This window comes from Motiliproteus coralliicola (genome assembly GCF_003345655.1).
Classification (GTDB): domain Bacteria; phylum Pseudomonadota; class Gammaproteobacteria; order Pseudomonadales; family Balneatricaceae; genus Motiliproteus; species Motiliproteus coralliicola.
On sequence record NZ_QQOH01000001.1, the window covers coordinates 501,167 to 524,322 of the forward strand.

The 23,156-nt window shown below is 54.6% G+C and carries 19 protein-coding genes; 10 read left to right on the plus strand and 9 right to left on the minus strand.

Annotation, left to right across the window (positions count from 1 at the left end; genetic code table 11):
- Positions 1-16 precede the first annotated feature (16 nt).
- The 4 genes from DV711_RS02320 to DV711_RS02335 are packed head-to-tail and all read right to left on the minus strand — an operon-like array spanning position 17 to position 7,700.
- Positions 17-2,980, minus strand: a complete 2,964-nt coding sequence (locus DV711_RS02320; protein WP_114694029.1) for an EAL domain-containing protein — start codon at positions 2,978-2,980, stop codon at positions 17-19.
- A 10-nt stretch (positions 2,981-2,990) separates the two neighbouring features.
- Positions 2,991-3,521 carry a response regulator gene (locus DV711_RS02325; RefSeq protein WP_114694030.1) on the minus strand — a complete coding sequence of 177 codons (531 nt, stop codon included), beginning with the start codon at positions 3,519-3,521 and terminating at the stop codon, positions 2,991-2,993.
- Positions 3,518-4,870 carry a response regulator c-di-GMP phosphodiesterase, NosR family gene (nosR, locus tag DV711_RS02330; protein ID WP_114694031.1) on the minus strand — a complete coding sequence of 451 codons (1,353 nt, stop codon included), beginning with the start codon at positions 4,868-4,870 and terminating at the stop codon, positions 3,518-3,520. Before nosR ends, DV711_RS02325 begins: the two co-directional genes overlap by 4 nt.
- Positions 4,854-7,700 carry an ATP-binding protein gene (locus DV711_RS02335; protein WP_165839972.1) on the minus strand — a complete coding sequence of 949 codons (2,847 nt, stop codon included), beginning with the start codon at positions 7,698-7,700 and terminating at the stop codon, positions 4,854-4,856. The genes nosR and DV711_RS02335 overlap by 17 nt, the downstream gene beginning before the upstream one ends.
- Positions 7,701-7,885: 185 nt before the next feature.
- Here DV711_RS02335 and DV711_RS02340 point away from each other — a divergent pair, with 185 nt between their 5' ends.
- Positions 7,886-9,922 (plus strand): cache domain-containing protein, encoded by a 2,037-nt coding sequence (locus DV711_RS02340; protein WP_114694033.1) that lies wholly within the window; start codon positions 7,886-7,888, stop codon positions 9,920-9,922.
- Positions 9,923-10,014: 92 nt separating this feature from the next.
- Here the strand turns inward: DV711_RS02340 and DV711_RS02345 are convergent, their stop codons facing one another.
- Positions 10,015-11,937: a PhoX family protein gene (locus DV711_RS02345; protein ID WP_114694034.1), complete on the minus strand. Its 1,923-nt coding sequence runs from the start codon at positions 11,935-11,937 to the stop codon at positions 10,015-10,017.
- Between the two features lie 322 nt (positions 11,938-12,259).
- Between DV711_RS02345 and DV711_RS02350 the strand changes: the two genes are divergently transcribed.
- Positions 12,260-12,739, plus strand: a complete 480-nt coding sequence (locus DV711_RS02350) for a retropepsin-like aspartic protease family protein (RefSeq protein WP_114694035.1) — start codon at positions 12,260-12,262, stop codon at positions 12,737-12,739.
- A 100-nt stretch (positions 12,740-12,839) separates the two neighbouring features.
- Here the strand turns inward: DV711_RS02350 and folE are convergent, their stop codons facing one another.
- The 3 genes from folE to DV711_RS02365 form a co-directional block, all read right to left on the minus strand.
- Complete coding sequence (gene folE, locus DV711_RS02355) at positions 12,840-13,379, minus strand: GTP cyclohydrolase I FolE (protein WP_114694036.1); 540 nt, start codon at positions 13,377-13,379, stop codon at positions 12,840-12,842.
- Between the two features lie 82 nt (positions 13,380-13,461).
- Positions 13,462-14,037, minus strand: coding sequence for a Smr/MutS family protein (locus DV711_RS02360; protein WP_114694037.1), 576 nt, complete (start codon positions 14,035-14,037; stop codon positions 13,462-13,464).
- Between the two features lie 131 nt (positions 14,038-14,168).
- The gene (locus DV711_RS02365) at positions 14,169-15,200 is read right to left on the minus strand and encodes a fumarylacetoacetate hydrolase family protein (RefSeq protein WP_114694038.1); all 1,032 of its coding nucleotides are present in this window, start codon (positions 15,198-15,200) and stop codon (positions 14,169-14,171) included.
- A gap of 132 nt (positions 15,201-15,332) precedes the next feature.
- On the opposite strand from DV711_RS02365, the gene maiA reads away from it, so the two are divergent.
- From maiA to hppD, 3 genes are all read left to right on the plus strand, one after another.
- The gene (gene maiA, locus DV711_RS02370) at positions 15,333-15,992 is read left to right on the plus strand and encodes a maleylacetoacetate isomerase (RefSeq protein ID WP_114694039.1); all 660 of its coding nucleotides are present in this window, start codon (positions 15,333-15,335) and stop codon (positions 15,990-15,992) included.
- A 145-nt stretch (positions 15,993-16,137) separates the two neighbouring features.
- Complete coding sequence (locus DV711_RS02375; RefSeq protein ID WP_114694040.1) at positions 16,138-16,674, plus strand: VOC family protein; 537 nt, start codon at positions 16,138-16,140, stop codon at positions 16,672-16,674.
- A gap of 66 nt (positions 16,675-16,740) precedes the next feature.
- Complete coding sequence (hppD, locus tag DV711_RS02380; protein ID WP_114694041.1) at positions 16,741-17,814, plus strand: 4-hydroxyphenylpyruvate dioxygenase; 1,074 nt, start codon at positions 16,741-16,743, stop codon at positions 17,812-17,814.
- A 32-nt stretch (positions 17,815-17,846) separates the two neighbouring features.
- Here the strand turns inward: hppD and phhA are convergent, their stop codons facing one another.
- Complete coding sequence (gene phhA / locus DV711_RS02385; protein ID WP_114694042.1) at positions 17,847-18,659, minus strand: phenylalanine 4-monooxygenase; 813 nt, start codon at positions 18,657-18,659, stop codon at positions 17,847-17,849.
- Between the two features lie 179 nt (positions 18,660-18,838).
- Here phhA and prmB point away from each other — a divergent pair, with 179 nt between their 5' ends.
- The 5 genes from prmB (at position 18,839) to phaR (ending at position 23,096) form a co-directional block, all read left to right on the plus strand.
- A complete protein-coding gene (gene prmB / locus DV711_RS02390; RefSeq protein ID WP_114694043.1) occupies positions 18,839-19,774 on the plus strand; it encodes a 50S ribosomal protein L3 N(5)-glutamine methyltransferase in 936 nt (311 codons plus the stop codon).
- Between the two features lie 55 nt (positions 19,775-19,829).
- Entirely contained in the window at positions 19,830-20,924 is a 1,095-nt protein-coding gene (gene aroC, locus DV711_RS02395) for a chorismate synthase (RefSeq protein ID WP_114694044.1), read from the plus strand.
- A gap of 14 nt (positions 20,925-20,938) precedes the next feature.
- Positions 20,939-22,102: an MFS transporter gene (locus DV711_RS02400; RefSeq protein WP_114694045.1), complete on the plus strand. Its 1,164-nt coding sequence runs from the start codon at positions 20,939-20,941 to the stop codon at positions 22,100-22,102.
- Positions 22,103-22,283: 181 nt separating this feature from the next.
- Positions 22,284-22,553 carry a hypothetical protein gene (locus DV711_RS02405; protein ID WP_114694046.1) on the plus strand — a complete coding sequence of 90 codons (270 nt, stop codon included), beginning with the start codon at positions 22,284-22,286 and terminating at the stop codon, positions 22,551-22,553.
- A gap of 39 nt (positions 22,554-22,592) precedes the next feature.
- Positions 22,593-23,096 carry a polyhydroxyalkanoate synthesis repressor PhaR gene (gene phaR, locus DV711_RS02410; RefSeq protein WP_114694047.1) on the plus strand — a complete coding sequence of 168 codons (504 nt, stop codon included), beginning with the start codon at positions 22,593-22,595 and terminating at the stop codon, positions 23,094-23,096.
- Positions 23,097-23,156: the final 60 nt, after the last annotated feature.

Below are 23,156 nucleotides of genomic sequence, written 5' to 3' on the forward strand. Positions count from 1 at the left end.
TTGATGGCAATCGCCCCTAGTTGAGTCCGGCAATCAATAATTGTCGAACCGATCCGAGATAGTGAAGAACCTCCGCCTCATGACCCTTGACGGGTTGCTCTTTCCTTTCCGACAGCAGGTGGCTGCCTAGGCTGCAGACCGTATCGAACTGCTTTTCTACGTCGGGCTGTCGATCAAAATGATTGGCTTTCAGCTCCATCATGAGCTGTTGTAATTCGGTAATCTGCTCAAAGAGTTCGGACGGCTCGAAAGAAGATGAGAAGAACAGACTGACGGTTTCGTTATGCCGTTCAACGGCCTGCTGATAGGCCTTGGATATCAATTCTGAACCAGGGGTGATCATGTACGCGTAACTCAGCTGTTCCAGTCGTCCCTCGTTCTGTCGACTCTCCGATTCCAGTTGAAAGCGTCTGCGGGCATCGTTGAGGGTTTGCTTGAGGATGCCTCCATCCCATGGCTTGGTCAGAAAGTGGGACACGACGCCGGTATTGATCGCCTCGATCACTGATCCGGAATCCGTGTAACCGCTCAGCATAATACGGATAACGCGTGGGTAGAGCTTATGCACGCGTGCAAGAAATTCGGTTCCCCGGATATCGGGCATACGCTGATCGGATACCACCACCGAAATGGGAAATTTAGCCAGCATCTCGAAAGCGTCGTCAGCACTCTGGGACAGGTAATATGGGTAGGGTTCGCGATGAAGCTCCCGTTTCAAGGCGCGTAAAATATTGGCCTCATCATCGAGGAAAAGGACGCCGTGTTCGGCCGGTTGGAGCGGCTCCGGCTGGGGGCTGTTGATTTGATCGAGCCGCTCCATGAACTGAGGATTGGGGATCGGTTTGGAAAACAGGTAACCCTGGAGCAGATCGCAGCCTTTGGTACTCAGGTAGGCGGCTTCAGAGGTCTGCTCAACTCCTTCGGCGACAACCTCCAGATCCAGATTTTTACCCAGCGACAGGATAGTGTTAACGATCACGGCTCCGGCGGGGTTGCTGGCGACGTTGCGAACCAGACTGCGGTCTATTTTGATCTCATGAACCGGAAAATCACGCAGGTAACTCATGGAGGAATAGCCGGTACCGAAGTCATCGATCGACACCCGCAGGCCGGCATCAATCATCTGCTGAAGTACCGATAGGGCGAACTCCGGCTGATCGATCAGCACGCTCTCCGTGAGTTCCACTACGACCAGTTCAGGGTTGAGTTGATGCCGTGCTAAGGCATTGTTGATCGTCGGAAGCAGCTGGCCGTCGAACAGCTGGATGGCAGACATGTTGAAGGCAATGGCGATCGGTCCTGATCGCTGCTGCCAGCAAGAAGCATCTGCGATGGCTTGGTTGATGACCCAGCGGCCGATGTTGATGATGGCGCGGTTGCTTTCCGCCAGTGGGATGAACTCTTCAGGCGAAACCCATCCGTACTCGGGATGTTTCCAACGCAGCAGTGCTTCGGCGGCAGCCACCATATGGGTGCGGGCATCCACTTTGGGTTGGTACCAAAGCTGCAGCTGGCCCGCTTTCAAGGCGTGCTGAATGTCTTGCTCCAGGCGGGCTTGGCGTTGAAACTTGGTCTCTTCATCGATCGAAAAGTAGGCTCCGGCCGGGTCTTGGTGTTTTTTGGCGCTTCTTAAGGCCAAAGCGCCACGACCGAACAGTTTGGTAACGCTGGTGCCATCTTCGGGAAAACGCACAATACCAATATGAAGATTAAAAGGGATAATGGATGAGTCGTAACTGGCACCATCTCGACTGTGTAAATGGATAGCGCTTACCGTTGATTCAACCTGCTGTTCCAGCTCGTTAGGTTCGCAATCGAGGATTATGGCGAATGTGTCGCCGTTGTACCGATAGATCTGATCGAGGGAGACGCGGCCCCGCTCGAGGCATCGAGCGGCATCTTGCAAAATCTTGTCACCGACATCCAATCCAAGTGATTGATTAATCCGGCTGAGTGAGCCGATATCGGCAAAGATAATCGCGCCACCGGTTCCGTTGTCCAGGCGCTGTTGCAAGTCGTCACGCATCCTTTGCACGTTGAACAGCCCGGTTAGCTGGTCGTGTTCGGCGTGATACTGGGCCTGCACCGCCAGGCGGTGTTCACGGGTCGTCGGGCGTTTGATGGAGACATAGGCGTAGGCTTTTCCCGAGCTGGCTTTTAGCGGAATAATGGTCAGCTCTTCCCAGAAAATTTCGCCGCTCTTGCTTTTGTTGGCCAGCTCACCGTGCCAGATCTTTCCCGCCGAAATGGTTTGCCAGAGTTGCTGATACAGCTCGGGTGGATTCAAATTCGATTTCAGAACCGCGTGACTGTGGCCCAGCAGTTCCTCCGGTGGGTAGCCTGAGGATGCCGAAAATGCGGGATTAATGCGGTGAATCACTCCCTTGGCATCGGTTAACGCCAGTGGCATCGGGATGGTGTCGAATACCTTCTCTTGTTGATCGATGATTCTGACGGTGTCGAATAGATCCAGGGTTTGGTGGATGGCCGCGGACACTACCTGCCCGACTTTTCGCAGAGTTTGTTTGTCGATGCCTTTGGTGCTGAGCAGTAGATATAAGCGGCTTACTCTGGCTTGAGTCCCCCGTTGTGTTGGCCGTAGATCGAGCAGATGCAGATAGGTTTGCTGGAGCAGTAGAGGGCTGAGTTCTGCGGGGTATGCAGCTTCCGAATCCGCGTTATTGCGCAATTTACCCAGTAGCTCTGACAGTGATCGATTGCCGATGCTTAGTTGCTCGTCAAGGTCACCAACTACTTGAGCCCCATGATCAGACTCCAGGAACAACCAGGCCCGGCATTCGTTAGGCTCAGTAATGGCCTGATAGAGTTGGTTGGCAAGCCGGTTCAGCGTGTCCTGTCGGCTCAATTTGAGCAGCAGCGCTTGCTGGGACATCTGATAGTACTGCTGTATCAGCTCCAGCGCCTTGAGCAACAGAGTGTCGTCGGGTTGGTGGCCTGGGCCCTGGGTGATATCAGCCATGTCTATTCCTTTAGCTATAGTCGTCCGGATCGATCAGGATACTTCCATCGCTATCCCAGTTAACCCGAGTGATCCCCTGACACTCTTTTTCCAGCCGCTGCAGTTCTGACAGCTGCTGGCCCATCACCTCCTGCTGAGTCTTCAGCTTTGCCAACAGCTGGTTTCGCTCGTGTTCAAGCTGGAAGTGTTCATAGGCCTTACGGATCGAAAGACAGAGTTCGTCGTCCTGCCAAGGCTTGGTGATAAAACGGTAGATCTCTGCTTTGTTGATGGCGGCGATCAGGCCGCGGGTGTCGGCATGACCGCTCAACAGGATTCGAACAGATTCCGGCTGTAGCAAGCGATACTCGCTCAAGAAGGCGATACCGTCCATTTCCGGCATTTTCAAATCCGAGATCACCACATCGGCTTTAATCCGGCCGGCTTGCTCCAACGCTTCGATTGGCGAGCAGAATCCCTCGGGCATCCACCCCTGCTGCAGGAACAGTCGCTTCAACGAGGAGACGACCAGGCGGTCATCGTCAACGATGAGGATGTTCATTTGGCCAACTCCTCATAGACATAGACCTCGAAAGGGACATCGTCAGAGTGTTCGATGGCCCTGAGTTTCTCGATCAGTGTCGTATTCAATACCCGGCGTTTGGTCAGCAAAAGCATATCAGCGCTGTTGTACAGATCTCTGGATAGACGCATCCCGGGGGTGAGCTTATCGGTGCTGAGTTTACGCTCGTGGGGTTGGAGCACTTCGGTCTTTTGTTGGCGTACATCTTCCTTAAGCAGATTGATCAATTCCGGGTCATAGAGTGCGCCGCTTTCACTGACCATTAACTCCAGTGCTTGGAGGGGGGAGAGCCGTTCACGGTGCAATCTGCCATAGAGGTAGCCGAAGTAGTCGTTGGCGATACCGATAATTCGGGCACCCAGCGGGATGCTCTCTCCGGACAGGCCATCGGGAAAGCCGCTGCCGTTCCATTTCTCTTCATGACAACGGACCAACTTACCAACGTCATGAAGGGCCTCTACTGCCATCAGGGCGTGTTGCCCCATCAGAGGATGGCGGCGATATTGACCGCGGCTTTTTCTGTCTAGATTGTAGACCGGGCGGTCGACAATACTGTCGGGGAGTACCAATTTACCGATCTCATGCAGCAAGGCCGCCATGTAGACCTCTTTGATATCGTGCTCGTCTAGCCCCTTGGCCTTGGCCAGACGCTTAGACATATCGGCGACCTGCTTGGTATAGCGGCCGTCTAACGATTCGCGCATACCGATCAGGTTGGAAAAAACCCGGATAATGTTCAGGTAACTATCGTTCAGCTGAGTAAATGACAACTCCAGCATCTCTGCAGTTTGCTTCAGCTCAGCGGTACGAGCCTCTACGCGTTTTTCAAGCTCCTGATTCATGCCCTTGAGCATCTTGTTCTGAGACTCGGTCAACTTGGTCAGATTCTGTTTGTCGATCATCAGTTGCCGGATTTTCAACGACTCATTGACCGTTAAAATCAGCTCGTTGTCATCCCAGGGCTTGGATGTGTAACGGGAGATCTTACCTTTGTTGATTGCCGAGATGGTTTGTTCCAGATCCGCCTGGCCGGTTAGCAGCAAGCGTGGAATGTCGGGATATTTATCCTCCACTCTTTCAAAGAACTCGGCGCCGTCCATACCGGGCATTCGCATATCGGAAATGATCAAGTCGATGCTTTGCTCTTCGAGAATATCCAGGCCCTGATAACCACTTTCCGCTAAAAAAATCTGGAAACCCAAGGGGCGAAACAGTCGCCGCAGTGAACTGAGCACATTGGGTTCGTCATCAACAAACAGCAACCGATATCTTTTCTGCATCTTGGCATCCTCGGTGCTATGCGGGTTGGCTTCAAGCTGTTGACTCATTGTCCTTTACTCCTTTACCCGTGGGCTCTGACCCAGTCTGTTGGTGAGTGCTTGGCTCAGTCGGTTTATTTGCCGGTGGAACGAGGGGGAGCCAGAGCCGGAAACAGGTGCCTTCTCCCTGGGTGCTCTTGAAGGATAAATCTCCGCCATGGGATTGTACGATGTTATAGCTCACCGACAGCCCAAGGCCGGTCCCTTTACCGACATCCTTGGTTGTAAAAAACGGATCGAACACCCGAGACTGTATATGCTCAGGAATGCCGGAACCGTTGTCATGGACCTCCAGCCAGACGCCGTCGTCGTTATGTCCGGTTGTGATGCTGATCTGTCCAAAGTCCTCGATCGCTTGCGCGGCATTGAGCAGCAAATTGATGATGACCTGATTAATTTGCGATGCGTTGCAGATGATATGCGGGATATCCTGATAGTTCTTAACTAACTCTGCTTTGTATTTCAGCTCGTTCCAGACCACGTTCAGGGTAGAGTCCAGACAGTCGTGCAGGCTAACTTCTTCCCAATCGCCCTGGTCTGCGCGAGAAAAGCTTTTTAGATCAAGCACAATCTTTTTAACCCGCTCCAGGCCTTCGATAGATTCGTCGATCAACTCCTGAACGTCTTCGATCACGAAGTCAAAATCGAGCTGTTCTTTGGTTTCAGCAATATCCTTGGCAACAGAGTCAGATAGCTCGGGAATGATGGCTTCATATTTATTGATCAACTGAATGATATTGTCGACGTACTTTTGCAGGCTACCCAAGTTGGAATTAACAAACCCTACAGGGTTGTTGATTTCATGGGCGACGCCTGCGGCTAACTGACCAATAGAGGCCAGTTTTTCGGCTTGAATCAGTTGGGTTTGGGCTTCTTCGAGTTTTTGTATAAGGCTTTCAAGTTCGACTTTCTGCTTGGTCAACTCTTTATTGCTATCGTGCAGATCCCGGGTCCGCTTCAGCACCTGTTCTTCCAGATTGTGGTAGGACGCTTGTAACTGTTTCTCCATCTGTAAACGTGAGCTGATGTCGGTAGAAACCGAGCCGATACCGGTCACTTTGTTATTGGCGTCTTTGATCGGAAACTTGACGGTTTGAAGGTAGACAGTGTCGCCATTTTCCAGCTCGATGGTTTCGTCGTAGTTAACCGGAATCCCTTTGAAAATCACGATTTCGTCGTTTTGTTGCAGTTGGAACTGCTGATCCGCGCTCAGCATGTCGCTCATAAAGTGGCGGTAAATACTGCGGTCAACATCGTAGAGTCGTTCAAACCCCTTGTTGCAAAGGGTTATTTCGCCGGCCAGAGAGCGCACGACAATGGTGAGATCTGAATTGTCGATAATCTGGTGGGTTAATTCTTCCTGACGCTGCAATGAGAAGCGGGCATTCAGGTGATTGATGACCGAAGCGAAGATATCCAAAAACGTCAGGGTGAAATGCGTCTGTTGATCGTCGAGTTGCCAGCTTTGGCTGAACTCTATGTAAAAACAGGCGCCGGACATATTGTCCAGATAGATCGGAAAAGCATACGAATCGGTGCCTGAATCGGTGACTTTATGCACGAGCTGATTGGTGGCGATACAGTCACAGATTTGACTCTCTAGCTGCTCAAAAATGATCTCTTGGACGTCAAAACCCGATGCCGTGATTCGCGCGTTATGAAACAGGTCTGGGTCGTCGGTGAGGGTAATAAACAGTTGGACACAACTGGCTTGAGAAACCCAAGGGGCGGTGTTGATCAACTCGAGCGATTCATGAACGAACGACTCCAGATTCTGGGAATCATAGGAGCATTGGATTAACTGGTTCAGTAACCGCTGGCCGTACATGGCCACAGAAACGGTCTGTCTAAACTGGGTGAATTCATCATCGGTATGGTCTTGTTCCTGACTGATGCGAGCGCCGGAAATGGAGGCGCTAACCACTTGATTTCCCAGTTGGTTGAGTCGACTGATGACAAGCCGGGTGAGGATTAGGCTGCTGAGAAAGGCGACGCCAAGCAGTGATACCAGTGCCAGCATGGCCCAGCGGTCGACCTGTTGACCTACGGCCGCCGTTATCAGCGGATCCTCGACAACCAAAACCTGCCAGCCAGATTCCAGATGACAGCCTGTCAGTAGGATCTCTCTGCCCCAGCGGGGTTCGTAAAGCTGGTTAGTGACTAACCGGGTAGTGCCGCTGAGGTTGCACTCGGGATAGGCGCTGCCTTGCAGATCGAATACAGAATTGGTCGCCTTTGGATGGGCCGTCGAAGCCACTACGCTCAAATCTGAAGCTAAGACGAGGTAGTCGCGCTGACTGTCGGCAAAGAGTGATTTTACTTGCGATTGGAACGCACGTGGGTCGATGGAAGAGACGAGCACACCTTGCGGCAACCCGGAGGTTTCCGTGATCGGTACCGCCAGCCACATCATATATTCGCCACTGTTTTTATCGATGGTCAATTGAAAAGCAAAGGGCTTGTGTTGATGAAATATCGCCTTGAAGTAAGGCTGGTTAGAATAGTTGCGGCCGGGTTGTCCGTCGCTACGGGCAATACTCACCCCTTGGCGGTTCAGCACCATAGACAGATTGCTGGTGGGGATAAACTTCGCCAGGTGTTGAATGGCCTCTTTGAGTTGTTCCGTGTTCATCGAATGAACAATTTCGGTAGCGGCACTGTACTCAAGAAATGAGCGGCTGGTGCTCAACCAATGGTTGGAGAATTGAGCCAGCCGTTTTAAATCCGCCTGGATCGAACTTTCGAGCTGCTCCCCTGCGCGCTCCAAGGCATAGTGACGTGCGCTCAGCCAGCCAATCAACACTAAACTGATCACCACCACCAGCACAGCGCTCAGCACTTGCTTGAATAATCCGACCCTAACCATGGCTGCCCAGAGAGTTGTGTTCACAAGACATGGCTATAACCATAGCCGCTATGGGACTATTTATATACTGAAAAGCAAAGGGTTTTTTACCAAAACCTGACTAAGATTGGGTTTAGGGCTAATAGTTTAAGGAACAGAGTGGACAGAGAGGGAGTCGTATGGATCAGCGGGCTCTGACACGTAACCTTTGGATCGTACTGTCCGGTGTTCTGGCCGGCTTCTTGATCGTCACAGTGTTCTCTCTGGTTGGGCTAGAGTTGGCTTTGAAACAGGAGAAACAGCAGCAGACCCAGCAACTGGTAGAGACTGCCTACACGCTGATGCAGCACTACCATGAGCAGCATCACGAAGGGGCGTTGACGGAAACCGAGGCCAAAACCCGAGTCGTCGAGGCGCTTCAATCTATGCGCTATGACGGTGGTAACTATTACTGGATTCATGATCTTCAGTCGCGAATGGTAATGCACCCCTTCAGTCAGGAGCTGTTGGGCGTCAATCTGGATGAGGTGCAGGACACGAACGGCAAATACCTGTTCAGAGAGATGCATCGGCTGTTGACCGAACAAGGGTCGGGAGTTGTCAGCTATGTCTGGCCCAAGCCGGGAAGCGCAGAGTCGGCGGAAAAAGTTTCTTTCGTGAAGCTGTTTGAGCCCTGGGACTGGGTGATCGGCTCCGGAGTCTATCTCGACGATATCCACGAAACCTTTCTTCACAGTGCCATATTCCTTGTTGCCATCTCATCCAGTGTCGTGATGATGGTGTTTACAGCCGGATTCTTGTTTCGGCGTGAGACCCTGTTTCAACGACGGATCTTGGCGGTGTCACAGCGCAGCAATCAGCGTCTTGAGGAACAGGTGGCCGAACGAACCGGTGAACTGAGTAAGGCTTACGAGAAGATCAAGCAAAGTCGGGAAAAGGCGCTCGACGATAAACATCGAGCCGAATACAGCGAGGCGCTGTTCCGAGGTATGGCCGCAGCAGCCCAAGACGCGATGATTCTGATCGATGGACAAGGGAAGGTGCGCTATTGGAACCCGGCAGCAACGCGTATCTTCGGCTACACCGAACGGGAAGTGCAGGGCAAAGAGCTCCATGGGTTGATTACCTCCGACAAGGACCGTCAACAATTTCAGCGTGCCTTTCCACACTTTCAAAACACCGGGCAGGGTAGTGTTGTCGGGTTGGTGATCGAGGTTGTCGGGTTGACTAAATCCGGTGAGTCGATACCGGTGGAGTTGTCGATTAACAGCGTCAACCTCGACCAGCAATGGCAAGCGATAGGGATCGTCAGGGATATCAGTGAGCGAAAGCAAACCGAACTGGAGCTGCTCCAGAAGAGTCGAGACCAGGCTGCCCTGATCAGCGAGTTAGAGATGGCTCAGGATCAACTGGTTCAATCGGAAAAGATGGCCGCGATCGGGCAGTTGGCTGCAGGGGTTGCCCATGAGATCAACAATCCGATGGGGTTTATCGGCAGCAACTTGAACACGCTGGAGAATTATTTCGATGATCTGGTTCAGCTGTATCAGCAGACTAAATCAGCCGTTGGCCAAGCCCAGCCTAGCGATGAGTTACGGTTAAAAATCAGCACATTTGAACAGCAGTACGAGCTGGATTTTCTCACCCAGGATCTGACCGATCTGTTTAACGAGACGCAGGAAGGTATTCTCCGAATTAGACGGATAGTGACTGGCCTGAAAGGTCTGTCCAGATCCAGTCCTGCGGCGATGGAGGCGGTAGATATCAACGCCGAGATCGATACCACCCTCAACATCGTCTGGAACGAGCTGAAATACCATTGCCAGATTGAAAAACAGTACTCCCCATTACCCAAGGTGGAATGTATTAATACGGAGATCGGCCAGGTCGTTATGAATCTGTTGATGAATGCCTCCCACGCCATCGAAGAGAAGGGGGTGATCACGATCCGAACCCTGCACGAAGCTGACTGCATCCGAATCGAAGTTTCCGATACCGGCAAGGGGATAGCGCCGGAACATCTCGGCAAGATATTTGACCCGTTCTTTACCACCAAACCGGTTGGAAAAGGTACAGGACTTGGGCTTTCGGTTTCTTACGGGATCATCGAAAAGCACAAAGGAAAACTGGGCGTTCAATCGAAGCTCGGTGAGGGAAGCACATTTACGATCAAACTGCCGATAAACCAGCCGGTGGTGCAACCGATGAAAGTCTGAATCAGCGCTGCCAGCCTATCGCAGAAACTCGGTAGAGATAACAAAAAAGGGGCCTCGGCCCCTTTTTCAATGATCAATCGATCAGGACTTGCTCACGCGCCGATGACGCCGCCGTCTTCACGGGTGATCATTACCACGGTCGAGCGAGGCTTGCTGTCGCCGCCACCCGGGAAGTGGGATGGCTTGCCTTTCTCGCCCGGATGCTGGATGCCAACGAACATGGTCTTGTAGTCCGGTGAGAAGGTCAGGCCGGTGACTTCACTGGCAATAGGGCCGACCAGGAAACGGTGGATCTCACCGGTCTGCGGATCGCCGCACAGCATCTGGTTGTTGCCCATACCGGCAAAGTCGTCCTTGTTGGAGTACTTGCCGTCGGTCATGATCCACAGGCGGCCGCCTTGGTCAAAGCCCAGGCCGTCTGGGCTGTTGAACATGTTCTCGCGGGTGATGTTGCTGGTACCGGCCTGCAGGCCGCCGGCATGAACGGCAGGGTTGCCGGCGATGACGTACAGGTCCCAGTCGAACTCAGCAGCGGTGTGATCGCCGTTGGATGGAGTCCAGCGAACGATCTGACCGTACTTGTTGCCAGCGCGCGGGTTCGGACCACCAACAGGTTGGTTATCTTTATTGCCGCGGTTTTTGTTGTTGGTCAGGGTGCAGCAGGCGCTGGACTTATTCGGATGAACCGCAACCCACTCCGGGCGGTCCATGGTGGTTCCGCCGACCTGGGTTGCGGCCAGGCGGGTGTGGATCAGCACTTCGGCCTGACTGTTGAAGCCGTTCTCCGGGGTCAGACCGTTCTTACCGAAGCTCAGCTCAATCCACTTACCTTTCCCCTTCAGCTCACCGGCATCGGCGTGGAACTTAGCCACGTAGAGGGTGCCTTCTTCGAGCAGATTGCGATTGGCGGCTTTGTTATTCGGGTTGTACTTGCCCTTGGAGACGAACTTGTAGAGGTGCTCACCGCGTTCGTCGTCACCCAGATAGACCACGGCGTGACCGCTGTTGTCGATCATCAGGGCGGCGTTCTCATGCTTGAAACGACCCAGGGCGGTACGCTTGAGCGGCTTGGATTCCGGATCCATCGGATCGATCTCGACCACCCAGCCGTGACGGTTCGGCTCGTTCGGATTCTTGGCCAGATCGAAGCGTGAGTCGAATTTGCTCCACTGGTAGCGTTTATCGGCGGGCTTGACGCCGTAACGCTGCTGGGCGGCCGGGACCTCGTAGCTGTCATCGGCGGTGCCGAAGTAGCCGTGGAAGTTCTCTTCGCAGGTCAGGTAGGTGCCCCAAGGGGTTTCACCATTGGCGCAGTTATTGAAAGTACCCAATACCTCGGTGCCTGTAGGGTCAGCTTCGGTCTGCAGCAGCGCATCACCAGCAGCCGGTCCGGTCAGCTGCATCGGCGTGTTGGCGGTGATACGACGGTTAAGCTTACCGCTGCGGTCGACCTGCCAACCGTCGGCCGTCTTGGTGATTTCAAAGACCGAAACACCGTGGGCGTTTTGCGCTTTCTTCACATCGTCCGCGGTCATCTTCTCGCCTTTGTGGGCGAACAGTAGGTCGTTGTTGGTGTACTCGTTGTTGACGGCCAGTACGGCACGGTCATCGCTGAGCGGGAACAGGCTCATGCCGTCGGTGTTATCGCCGAACTGGAGCGCCTGATCGGCAGCCGGTGCCTTCCCTGAGGGGTCAAACTCGGGCGCATTGGTAAAGATCGGGTCACCCCAGGAGATCAGGTTGGTGACCTTGTAACCTTCAGGAACGACGACCTTGTCGGCGGTGCTGGCTGGAATCGGCTTAAAACCGATCAACTGGCTGTGGACGGTGGTCCCCATGGCGGCCTTAACCGATTGAGCGATCGGAGTCAGACCGATGAACGCACCAACACTCAGCGCGCCCATGCCGCCCAGGAAACCGCGACGGCTGACAGCCTTGTCGGTCATTCGAGTAAACTCCGAGTCCTGTTCCTTGTTCAGGTTGCTGCAGAGGTCATATGAATTTTCGTAGCTCATGTTGAACGTCTCATTTATCTCTATCGGTTTAAGGTCCGAGCCGTTATCGATTTAGGCTATTTGACTCGGTTGCGCTGCAAGACGTTAGATTTTGAGTGTGACATCGAGATGACAGCTTGGCGTCTGTTTGAAGAACAGTTAATAACGAAATGGCTGTTCTCTCAAATAGATAGTTTAAAGCGAATGATGTGACAATTTGGTGGTCTGAACAGTATTAGCTCGATTGAATTAAGCTGAAGTCAGTATGTCGAGAAAAATCCGGTTAGCAGAGACGGCGGCAAGTATGGATAAGACACCCTTAGCACCACGCGTTGGTAAATCGATGCTGATTTTATTTTGGCTTGGTTTGCTGGCGCTGTTGACCCTGGGGTTCGATAGCTGGCAGCAACATCTGTTCAATCCCAATGCCAGTCCTCAAAGCGCCAGAGTGGGCAATGTGGTCGAGGTGGCGTTGAAAGGCAATCGTCAGGGACACTATCTGGTCAGCGGAGCCATCAATGGCCGTCCGGTAACCTTTTTGATCGATACTGGAGCCACATACGTAGCGATACCCGATGAACTTCAGCAAGAGCTTGGCCTGACTCCGGGACGAGCCCAGAGAGTGGTGACCGCGAACGGTACAGCCACGGCCTATGAGACCAAGCTCAATAGCGTATCGATCGGGGATATCAAGGTGCAGGAAGTTCGCGCCGCGTTGGTGCCGAATATGCCCGGACGCCAGGTGCTGCTGGGGATGAGCGTGTTGAAAGAGATCGAGTTCGTGCACCGGGCAGACACGCTGACCCTGAGGCAGTATCAGTAAACGCTGACGGGAAGAACGGTGATAGCAATGCCGGTAGCGGAGTCCGATCCACCCAGGCGGCTTAGGTCCGGGTGGATTCGTATGATGAGCGTGTGGCTTATCAGTTGATCAGCGATAGGAACTCGCTGCGGGTTGCCTGGTTGCTGCGGAACAGGCCGGTCATCATCGAGGTTTTCATTACCCCGTTCTGCTTTTCGACACCGCGCATCATCATGCACATGTGCTTGGCTTCGATGACCACGCCGACACCGGCAGCGCCGGTCACTTCCATGATACTGTCAGCGATCTGCTTGGTCATGTTTTCCTGAATCTGCAACCGACGCGCATACATATCGACGATACGGGCGATCTTGGATAGACCGATCACCTTGCCGGACGGAATATAGGCGACGTGGGCCTTGCCGATAAACGGCAACAGGTGGTGCTCGCACAGCGAGTACAGCTCGATATCTTTGACCAGCACCATCTCGGAGTTGTCGGATTCGAACAGGGCGCCGTTTACGACTTCATCGAGGGTCTGTTGATAGCCACGGGTCAGGTATTTGAAGGCCTTGGCGGCACGTTCGGGGGTGTCCTGCAGACCGTCACGCTGGAGGTCTTCACCACAGGCTTCGATGATGTTGGCAAATGCGTCTTTCATGGAAAAATCGACCGACAAAAAAGGGCGTAACTTACGCGTTTAGTAGGATTAGGTAAAGCTTTTTGAGCGGGTTGGTAACAGTTTAGTCCCTGTTCCGTTTAAGCAACACATAGAGTGCTCCGGTGCCGCCGTCCTGGGGCTGGGCCGAAACGAAGGCCAGTACCTGGGGCAGTTGGCGCAGCCAGTCATTGACGTAGGACTTGATGATCGGCGGGGTGCCCTCATCGGTCAGGGCTTTGCCGTGGACGACGATGACACAGCGTAGCTCTTTGCGCTGAGCGTCCCTCAGGAAATGGCTTAGTTCATCGCGGGCCTGGTCGATGCTGTAGCCGTGTAGATCCAGTCCCTGCTGCCAGGGGATGTGACCTTTGCGCAGCTTCTTCATCAGGTTCAGCTGTACCCCGTCGCGGGCGTAGATCAGCTCCTGTTCCGAATCGACCAATTGCTTGATCTCGTCGCTGAGGCCATCGACCAGCTGGGCCTGTTGTTGCTGGGCCGCTTGACGACGGTACTCGGTGCTTTGGTTCTGCTGAGAGGTCCCCTTGGGTTTCAGGTCCGCCCGATCATTTTTATGCCTGACCAGCCCCTTCATCTCGCCCCCCATCAGGGACATGAAATCATCATCATGTTGGCTGTCGTTGTCGTTGTGATCGGACATGGTCGGTTGTGCGTGTGTTTGAAAGGGTTAACTCAGAATGGCTTTATCAATCGCCGGGGCGACTCTATTTTATCGCCGGGCAGATTGAAAGTGCATTGTTGTTTGAGTGTCATTTTGAGTCGGTTTATCCATCAGCTTGCTTCAATAGCGACGACCTGTTGTTCGATGGTGCCGAATAGCGACATCCCGTTTTGATCGGTCATCTCGATCCGAACCCGGTCGCCGTCGCCTAGAAAAGGCGTGCTCGGTTGTCCCTGTTCGATCGCCTCGTACATCCGTAGCTCCGCCAGGCAGCAGTAACCGACCCCGCCGTTGACAATGCTCGACCCCCAGAGTCCTTGCTGTTTGTTAGACACGGTCCCGGAGCCGAGCAGGGTGCCGGCGCCCAGTGCCCGGGTTTTGCAGCAGTGGGCCAACAACTGTGCGAAATTGAAATTCATGTCGACACCGGCATCGGGATAACCGAACGGCTGGTCGTTGAGCCAGACCCTTAGCGGCAGATTCAATTTTGCACTTTGCCAGTGCGGAGCCAGTTCATCCGGCGTCAGCACCACAGGCGCGAAGGCACTGGCGGGTTTGGACTGATAGAAACCGAACCCCTTGGCCAATTCATTAGGGATCAGGTTGCGCAACGACACATCGTTGACCAACGTCAGTAGCGCAATGGCGGATTCGCACTGGTCGGGGGTTGAGCCCTGATCCAGATCGGTGGTGATCACCACTACTTCGGCTTCAAAATCGATCCCCCAGCGAGGGTCGCCGATTATCGGTGCCGTTGGCCCGAGCATAATGTCCGAGCCGCCTTGATAGATCAGTGGATCCTGCTCGAAGGAGGGCGGCATCTCGGCACCACGGGCTTTGCGAACCAAGGCGACATGGTTGAGGTAGGCTGAACCATCGGCCCAGTGGTAGGCCCTGGGCAACGGGGCGCCGCAACGTTTTGGATCAAACGTTTCACCGGCCGTTGGATCTTGCTCGAATTCGGTGAAGCGGCGTTGTAGCTCGGGTTCCATATGCTGCCAGTTATCCAATGCCGCCTGCAGGGTCGGGGCGATCTCCGGCACCGGCTGTGCACGGGTTAGATCTCGGCTGACAATCACCAGTTGGCCATCCCTACCCAGGCTATTTCCGTTGGCATCCTTAATCAGCGTGGCGAGTTTCATGGGGCCCCCCGGGCTGCTGGCAGCCGTTGAATCTATCCGGTTGCTGTAGAAACCGGAACGATTTGGTGGATTGTCTAAAATAACTGTAGTCGAACCTCTAAAATGTTCGAAATATTGGCCAGGCGATCAATCATGAAACTCTATTCGTATTGGCGATCCTCGGCGGCCTACCGGGTGCGGATCGCCCTGAATTTGAAGCAACTCGACTATCAACTGCTGCCGGTTCACCTGCTGAACAACGGTGGGGAGCAGTTCAGCGAGCACTACCATCGGCTTAATCCGCAGCATCGACTACCGGCGCTACAGCTTCACGATGGGCGGGTGCTGACCCAGTCGATGGCGATTATCGAGTACCTGGATGAGAGCTATTCGAAGCCGCCGTTACTCCCAGAATCTGCCGAAGGGCGTGCCTGGGTGCGATCGCTGGCGCAACTGATCGGCTGCGATATCCATCCGTTGAATAATCTTCGGGTGCTTCGTTACCTGAGCGATTGGGGAGAGCACGACAGTGACCAGAATGCACACTGGTACCGACACTGGTTGCAGTTGGGACTGAGTGAGTTTGACGCCATGCTGACGCAGGCGCCGCAGGATTGGTGTTCGAAGGGACGGTTCTGTGTGGGGGATTCGGTCAGCATGGCCGACCTGTTGTTGATTCCCCAGCTCTATAACGCCCATCGCTATGAGCTGGACTTATCGTCGTTGCCTCGGTTGCTGGAGATAGAGCAGCACTGTATGTCGTTGGAGGCTTTCCACCAAGCGGCACCAGAGCAGCAACCCGATGCCGTCTGACGGTGTCGGGTAGCCGAACTGCCTGGACGGCTTGCGCTCTAACCCTACAGAGGGCTCGCTTGCGAGAGGTAATGGCGACAGCACTGCGTTAGTGCCGTGCAAGTGTTACAGAGCCGATTAACGGGCAAGACGGGAGGACTTCGTTTTGATCGAACTGAAACAGATCCACCATGTGGCGTATCGCTGCAACGATGCCAAAGAGACGGTGGAGTTCTACCAGCGGACCCTGGGGATGGAATTTCTGGTGGCCATCGCCGAGGACCGGGTTCCTTCAACCAAAGAGCCGGACCCCTACATGCACGTCTTTCTGGATGCCGGGCAGGGCAATATTCTGGCGTTTTTTGAACTGCCGACTCAGCCCTCCATGGGACGTGATCCGAACACCCCGGTCTGGTGCCAGCATATCGCCTTTGAAGTGAGCAATGAGACCGAGTTGCTGGCGGCCAAAACCGAGTTGGAGCAGCAAGGACTGGAGGTGCTGGGGCCGGTTGAGCACGGCATTATCCGCTCGATCTATTTCTTCGATCCCAATGGTCATCGATTGGAGCTGACCTGCCGCACCGGCACCCAAGAACAGCTGGATGAACTCAAACGGGTCGCGCCCTTGATGCTCGAGGAGTGGTCGCAGACTAAGAAGGCGCCTCGACACGCCCAGTGGCTGCATCAGCAGGAGTTCGAGTAAAGCGATCTATTAACGAAACGCGGGTTTTAAATTGATAACCGGGGTTGGAACACAGGAGAGCACAACATGATTGAACTTTGGGAAAACCCGATGGGTACCGACGGGTTCGAATTTGTCGAGTACAGCTCCGCCGATCCACAGCAACTGGCCCGACTGTTCGAGCAGCTGGGCTTCACCGCTATCGCTCAGCATCGCAGCAAAGCTGTGACGCTCTATCGGCAGGGGGATATCAATTTTATTCTGAACGCAGAGCACCAAGGTCAACCCGCTCGCTTCAGCCTGCGTCACGGCCCTAGTGCCAATGCGATCGCATTCCGAGTCAAGGATGCGGCCAAGGCGATCGAGCAACTGACCCAGCAGGGGCTGCGGACGGTTGAATCCGGTGCCGGACCGATGGAGCTCTGTATTCCCGCCATTGAGGGGATCGGAGGGTCGTTGATCTATTTGGTGGACCGTTACGGCGACCGAGGTGATATCTATGATATCGATTTTGTCCCGATCGACGGGGTCGATCAGCATCCGGTCGGCGCCGGACTGACGTTGATTGACCACCTGACCCATAACGTCGAGCGCGGCCATATGGACCAATGGGCCAGCTTCTACCAACAGTATTTTAATTTCCGTCAGATCCGTTATTTCGACATCAAAGGGAAACTGACCGGACTGCATTCACGCGCGATGACCAGTCCGTGCGGCAAGATCCGGATTCCGATCAATGAATCGAGCGACGATCAGAGTCAGATCGCCGAGTATCTGCGTCAACACAACGGTGAGGGGATTCAGCATATCGCCCTGGCCAGTGACGATATCTACGCCAGCGTCGAGCAGCTGCGCGCCCGTGGGGTCAGTTTTATGGACACGCCGGATACCTATTTTGCGGCTATTGATAGCCGTCTGCCGGGACATGGTGAAGACCTGGAGCGGCTGCGACGCAATCGGATACTGATCGACGGCGAAGCTTTGGATAAGATCGATGAGGATCTATTGCTGCAGATCTTCACCGATACGGTGATCGGTCCGATCTTCTTCGAGATTATCCAGCGCAAGGGCAATCAGGGATTTGGCGAGGGCAATTTCCAGGCGTTGTTTGATTCGATCGAGCTGGATCAGCTGCGTCGGGGCGTGATCGCTGAGAAGTGATCCGAGGAGCCATGCCTCGATCAGTGCCTTGATCAGCTGGCCTTGACCGGCTCAAATAACGGTGCCAACAAACCTCGCTGTTGCGCTTTGGCAACATCGTCGAGCAGATTGCGTCTGGCGAGCTGCCAGAGCGTGTCCAGATTGTTGATGACGAAGTAGATCGGCTGCAGGATATCGATACGATAAGGGGTCCGCAGTACGGTCTGCAGATCAAAATCCTGATGAATAGGTCGAGCCTCGGGATCGGGTTTCGGTTGCTCCAGGCAGTAGAGTGTCTCGGCATGGGATGACAGGATGCCGCCACCGTAAATACGAATGCCATCGTCGGTACGGATTAAACCAAACTCCACCGTCAGCCAATATAATCGGGCCAGAAAGGCACGTTGCTGCGGGTTAGCCTTGGCGCCGAGCCGGCCGTAGGTCTGGGTGAATTCGGCAAAGCGGGGGTGGGTCAACATCGGGCAGTGACCGAAAATTTCGTGGTAGATATCCGGCTCCTGCAGGTAATCGATCTCGTCGGCACGGCGGATAAAGGTGGCCACTGGAAAACGCTGATTGGCCAGCAGTTCGAAGAACTTATCGAATGAAATAAGCGCCGGCACCGGGCTGACTTGCCAGCCACTGCAGCGCTCCAGCACCCGGTTGATTTCGGGTAACTGGGGAATGCGGTCGACCGGTAGCTGCAGCCGCTCGAGGCCGTCGAGGTATTCGGGACAGGCGCGACCGGGCAGGATCGGCAGTTGTCGCTCCATCAGCCGTTGCCAGGTCTGGTTCTCTTCATCCGGATACTCGATCAGGCCGTGCCGATCCGGTTGCCGAGCCCGGTAAGTCGAAGCTGATTTCATAACAGGCTCCTACTGACAGGGGATATCTTAAGTTTAGACCCTGGGGGCAGAGACAGTTCAGTCAACGGCTGCGTCACTAACGACCTTCGCATGGCGATTTGGCATCGGATTCATTAAGATAGTGCCCCTTTGAATCGCGGCCGATCAGCGGCCATGATGGGTAGCAGCGGTAACCGTCTATGAGTGCCATCGATCCGGCCATCCAGGAATTGCATAGCCTGCGGGATTTTATTCGACTCGGTGTCAGCCGTTTTCGGCGCGCCGGGCTGTTCTACGGTCATGGGACCGATAATGCCTGGGACGAAGCGGTGCAGTTGGTGTTGTTCGCCGCCGGTCTACCTTGGGACGTCAGCCCCGAAGCGCTGGATGCCCGACTGCTCAATAGCGAAAAGCAGCAGCTGTTGGATCTGTTCCAGCGCCGTATCAAAGAACGGATTCCCGCCCCCTATCTGATCGGCGAAGCCTGGTTCTGCGATATGCCGTTCCATGTCGATGAGCGGGTGCTGATACCACGCTCACCGATCGCACAGCTGATCAAGCAGGGTTTTGCTCCCTGGCTTGATGGGGTGGAGGTGGAGCGAGTGCTGGACCTGTGCACCGGCAGTGGCTGTATTGGTCTGGCTTGTTCGCAGTTGTTCGAAAAGGCGCAGGTGGATCTGCTGGATCTGTCGGACGATGCGCTAGCGGTGTGTTGCAGCAACATTGAGCGTCATGGCCTGCAGTCCCGTGCCCGGGCGTTGCAATCGGACCTGTTTGATTCTCTGGAGCCCCGGCAGCAGTATCAGCTGATTGTCAGTAACCCACCCTATGTGGACCAGCAGGATTTCGACTCGATGCCGGCCGAGTACCAGCATGAGCCCGAACTGGGGCTGGTTTCCGGGGCCGATGGGTTGGATATCTGTTACCGGATTCTGGCCCAGGCTGGTGATTATCTGAGCGACGACGGCCTGTTGGTGGTTGAGGTGGGCAACTCGGAAGTGGCGTTGTGCCAGCAGTTGCCCGATGCACCGTTTATCTGGGCCGAACTACCCGAAGGCGGTAACGGGATTTTCATGATCACCGCCTACGACTTGCGGCAGCTGGCCGCTACCCTGAAGCCTGAAACAGGCCGTTAAACCTATAATCGAATTTTGTTTTTGACCGCTGTTGCAGCGGCAATCGGAGTAGAAGATGTCTGGAAACAGTATCGGTAAACTTTTCACCGTCACCACGTTCGGCGAGAGCCATGGCTTGGCCCTGGGCTGCATCGTCGATGGTTGTCCTCCAGGGATCGAATTGACCGAGGCAGACCTGCAGGCCGATCTGGATCGCCGCAAGCCCGGCACTTCGCGCCATACGACCCAGCGCCGCGAAGCCGACGAAGTGAAGATCCTGTCGGGTGTATTCGAAGGCAAGACCACCGGTACGCCGATTGGGTTGTTGATCGAGAATACCGATCAGCGCTCCAAGGATTACTCCAATATCAAAGATACCTTCCGACCGGCCCATGCCGATTATGTCTACCAGCAGAAGTACGGTATTCGGGATTACCGTGGCGGTGGCCGTTCATCCGCCCGCGAGACCGCGATGCGGGTAGCCGCCGGGGCGATCGCCAAGAAAGCGCTAGCGGGTTTGGGTGTAGAGATTCGAGGCTTCCTGTCCCAGCTTGGGCCGATCAAGGTGGAATCCCACGACTGGGATCAGGTACATCAAAATCCATTCTTCTGTCCCGACGCCGCCAAGGTGAAGGAGATGGAAGACTACATGGATGCACTGCGCAAAGAGGGCAACTCGATCGGCGCCAAGATCTCGGTGGTCGCCTCCGGCGTACCGGTGGGTTTGGGTGAACCAATCTTCGACCGACTCGATGCCGAGCTGGCTCACTCGCTGATGAGCATCAACGCCGTTAAGGGGGTTGAGATCGGTGATGGCTTTGCCGTGGTCGAGCAGAAGGGCACCGAGCATCGTGACGAGATGACGCCGGAAGGCTTTCTGTCGAACCATGCCGGCGGCGTACTCGGTGGTATCTCCAGCGGCCAGGATATCGTCGCCCACCTGGCGCTGAAACCGACCTCAAGCCTGCGCCTGCCGGGTCGTAGCATCGACAGCAACGGTGAGCCGATCGAAGTGGTGACCCAGGGTCGTCACGACCCCTGTGTCGGTATCCGTGCCACCCCGATCGCCGAGGCGATGATGGCGATCACGCTGCTGGATCACCTGTTGCGTCACCGGGGCCAGAATGCGGATGTAAACGCCGACGTGCCGGTCATTCCTGCCCAGGCCTGATTCCCGGAGGTCGTATGTCGCTGCCGCGTGCGGATTACTGGCGCCTGTCGACCTTCTACCTGTTCTACTTCGCCATGCTCGGCGCGATCGTGCCGTTCTGGGGCCTGTTTCTCCAATCCGAAGGCTTTGATGAGGTCGCCATTGGTACGCTGATGGCGGTGCTGATGGGTACCCGCATTATCGCTCCCAATCTTTGGGGCTGGCTGGCCGATCGAACCGGACAGCGACTGCGCATCATCCGTTTCGGAGCCTTGATGACGCTGGGGGTTTTCAGCGCCGCTTTCTGGGCTGAGGGTTTCTGGCAGTGGTTTTGGTTGATCTTCGCCTTCAGTTTTTTCTGGAATGCGGTATTGCCGCAGTTTGAGGTTATTACCCTTCACGCGCTCGGAGCTCAGCGTCACAGTTACAGTCGTATCCGGCTATGGGGGTCGATCGGTTTTATCCTGACGGTGGTCGGGCTGGGCTGGGTTTTCGACCGGGTCGCGATCGATGCGTTGATCCCGATTTTGTGGGGCCTGATGTTGCTGGTTTGGTTGTCGGCGCTCTGGGTCAGACCGGTCGAACCATCGCAGCAGGACAATGCTGGTAGTCACGGCTTCTGGCAGATCTTGCGCCGATCGGAAGTGCTTAGTTTCTTTATCGTCTGCCTGCTGATTCAGCTTAGTCACGGCCCCTACTACAGCTTCTATTCGATCTATATGAGCGCTCAGGGGTATGACAAGACCCAGATCGGTTTGCTGTGGGCGTTGGGTGTGGTGGCGGAGGTGTTGCTGTTTGTGGTGATGCCGCAGCTGCTGCGCTGGACCGGGCTGGCGTTGATGATGCAGCTGGGCATGCTGACCTGCGCATTGCGCTGGTTGTTGATTGCGCTGTTTCCGGATCAGCTGTGGGTTCTGCTGCTGGCGCAATGTCTTCATGCGGTCACTTTTGGTTGCCTGCATGCCACCGGCATAGCGATGGTGCAGCGCTTTTTCCCTTCCCGAATTCAGGGGCAAGGGCAGGCGCTTTACAGCAGCTTCGGCTTTGGTGTCGGCGGGGCAATCGGAGCATTCGGCAGCGGTCTGGTTTGGAATCAGTACGGTGGTGAGGTGATGTTCGTGTTTGCTGCGGGCGCGGCATTGTTGGGTTGGTTTGTGGCCTGGCGCTGGATTCGATTCCCGGCTGAAACCTCGCTTTGATTGAGGTGCTGTTGAGCGGCACTAAGGTGCTTTTTTCAGTGCTTTGATTCTAAAGAGATAAATTCTTTTTCCCTGCTATTCTTAAAGTAGGTTATCAAGATTTTTGCACTGTATTGGTCAGACCTTAATCTTGGTATAAGATTACAGCAGGTGCACAAAAAAGCCCTAAAGGAGCCTATTTATGAAATTCAGAATCGATCTGGATATAACTCCCGAAGAGCTTCGGCGTGTGCTGGGTTGGCCTGATGTTCAGGAACTGCAGCAGGAGATGCTGACCAAGGTTAGGGAAAATATCGAGTCTGAAGGCTTTGACCCGACGTCCATGATGAAGCTCTATACCGGCGGTTCGATAGAACCGATGCAGCGGATACTGATGCAATTAATGAGTGGCTACAGCCCCTTTGATGGTAAAACCGACAACACAACCGAGAACAAAAAAGACAAAAGCTGAGTCCGCTAGGTCCGGCTGGTTAACTGAGGAAATGTAAGCTTGAGAATACTGCGAAAATACACCAACCGCCGTCTCTACGACACTTCCCGTAGTTGTTACATCACCCTTGACGATGTTCGCGAGCTGGTACTTGAGAACGTCCCCTTCCAGGTCCAGGATTCTAAAACCGGTAAGGACCTGACCCGAAATATTCTGTTGCAGATTATCAGTGAGCAGGAAGGCGAAGGCTCCGGTATGCTGACCAATCAGGTCCTGCAGCAATTGATCCGTTTCTATGGCGACAGCATGGCTGGCATGATGGGCCAGTATCTGGAACAGAGCATCAGCGTGTTCCTGGCGCAACAGGATCGGATTCGTGCCCAGATGGAGTCGATGATCGACGCCACCAACCCGTTGAAGATGATGAACACCATCGCCGGCAGCAATATGGCGATGTGGAACATGTTTACCCCCGGCTCAGAAGAGGAAGCCAAGGCTGCTCAGGCCGGGGAGCAAAATACCTCCGCTAAAGGCGATGACAAAGAGGACAAGTCCGGTAGTTGAGGCGGACCCTGAACCCTGTTGAAAAGCCCTTGTGATGATCGTCGCAAGGGCTTTTTTGTG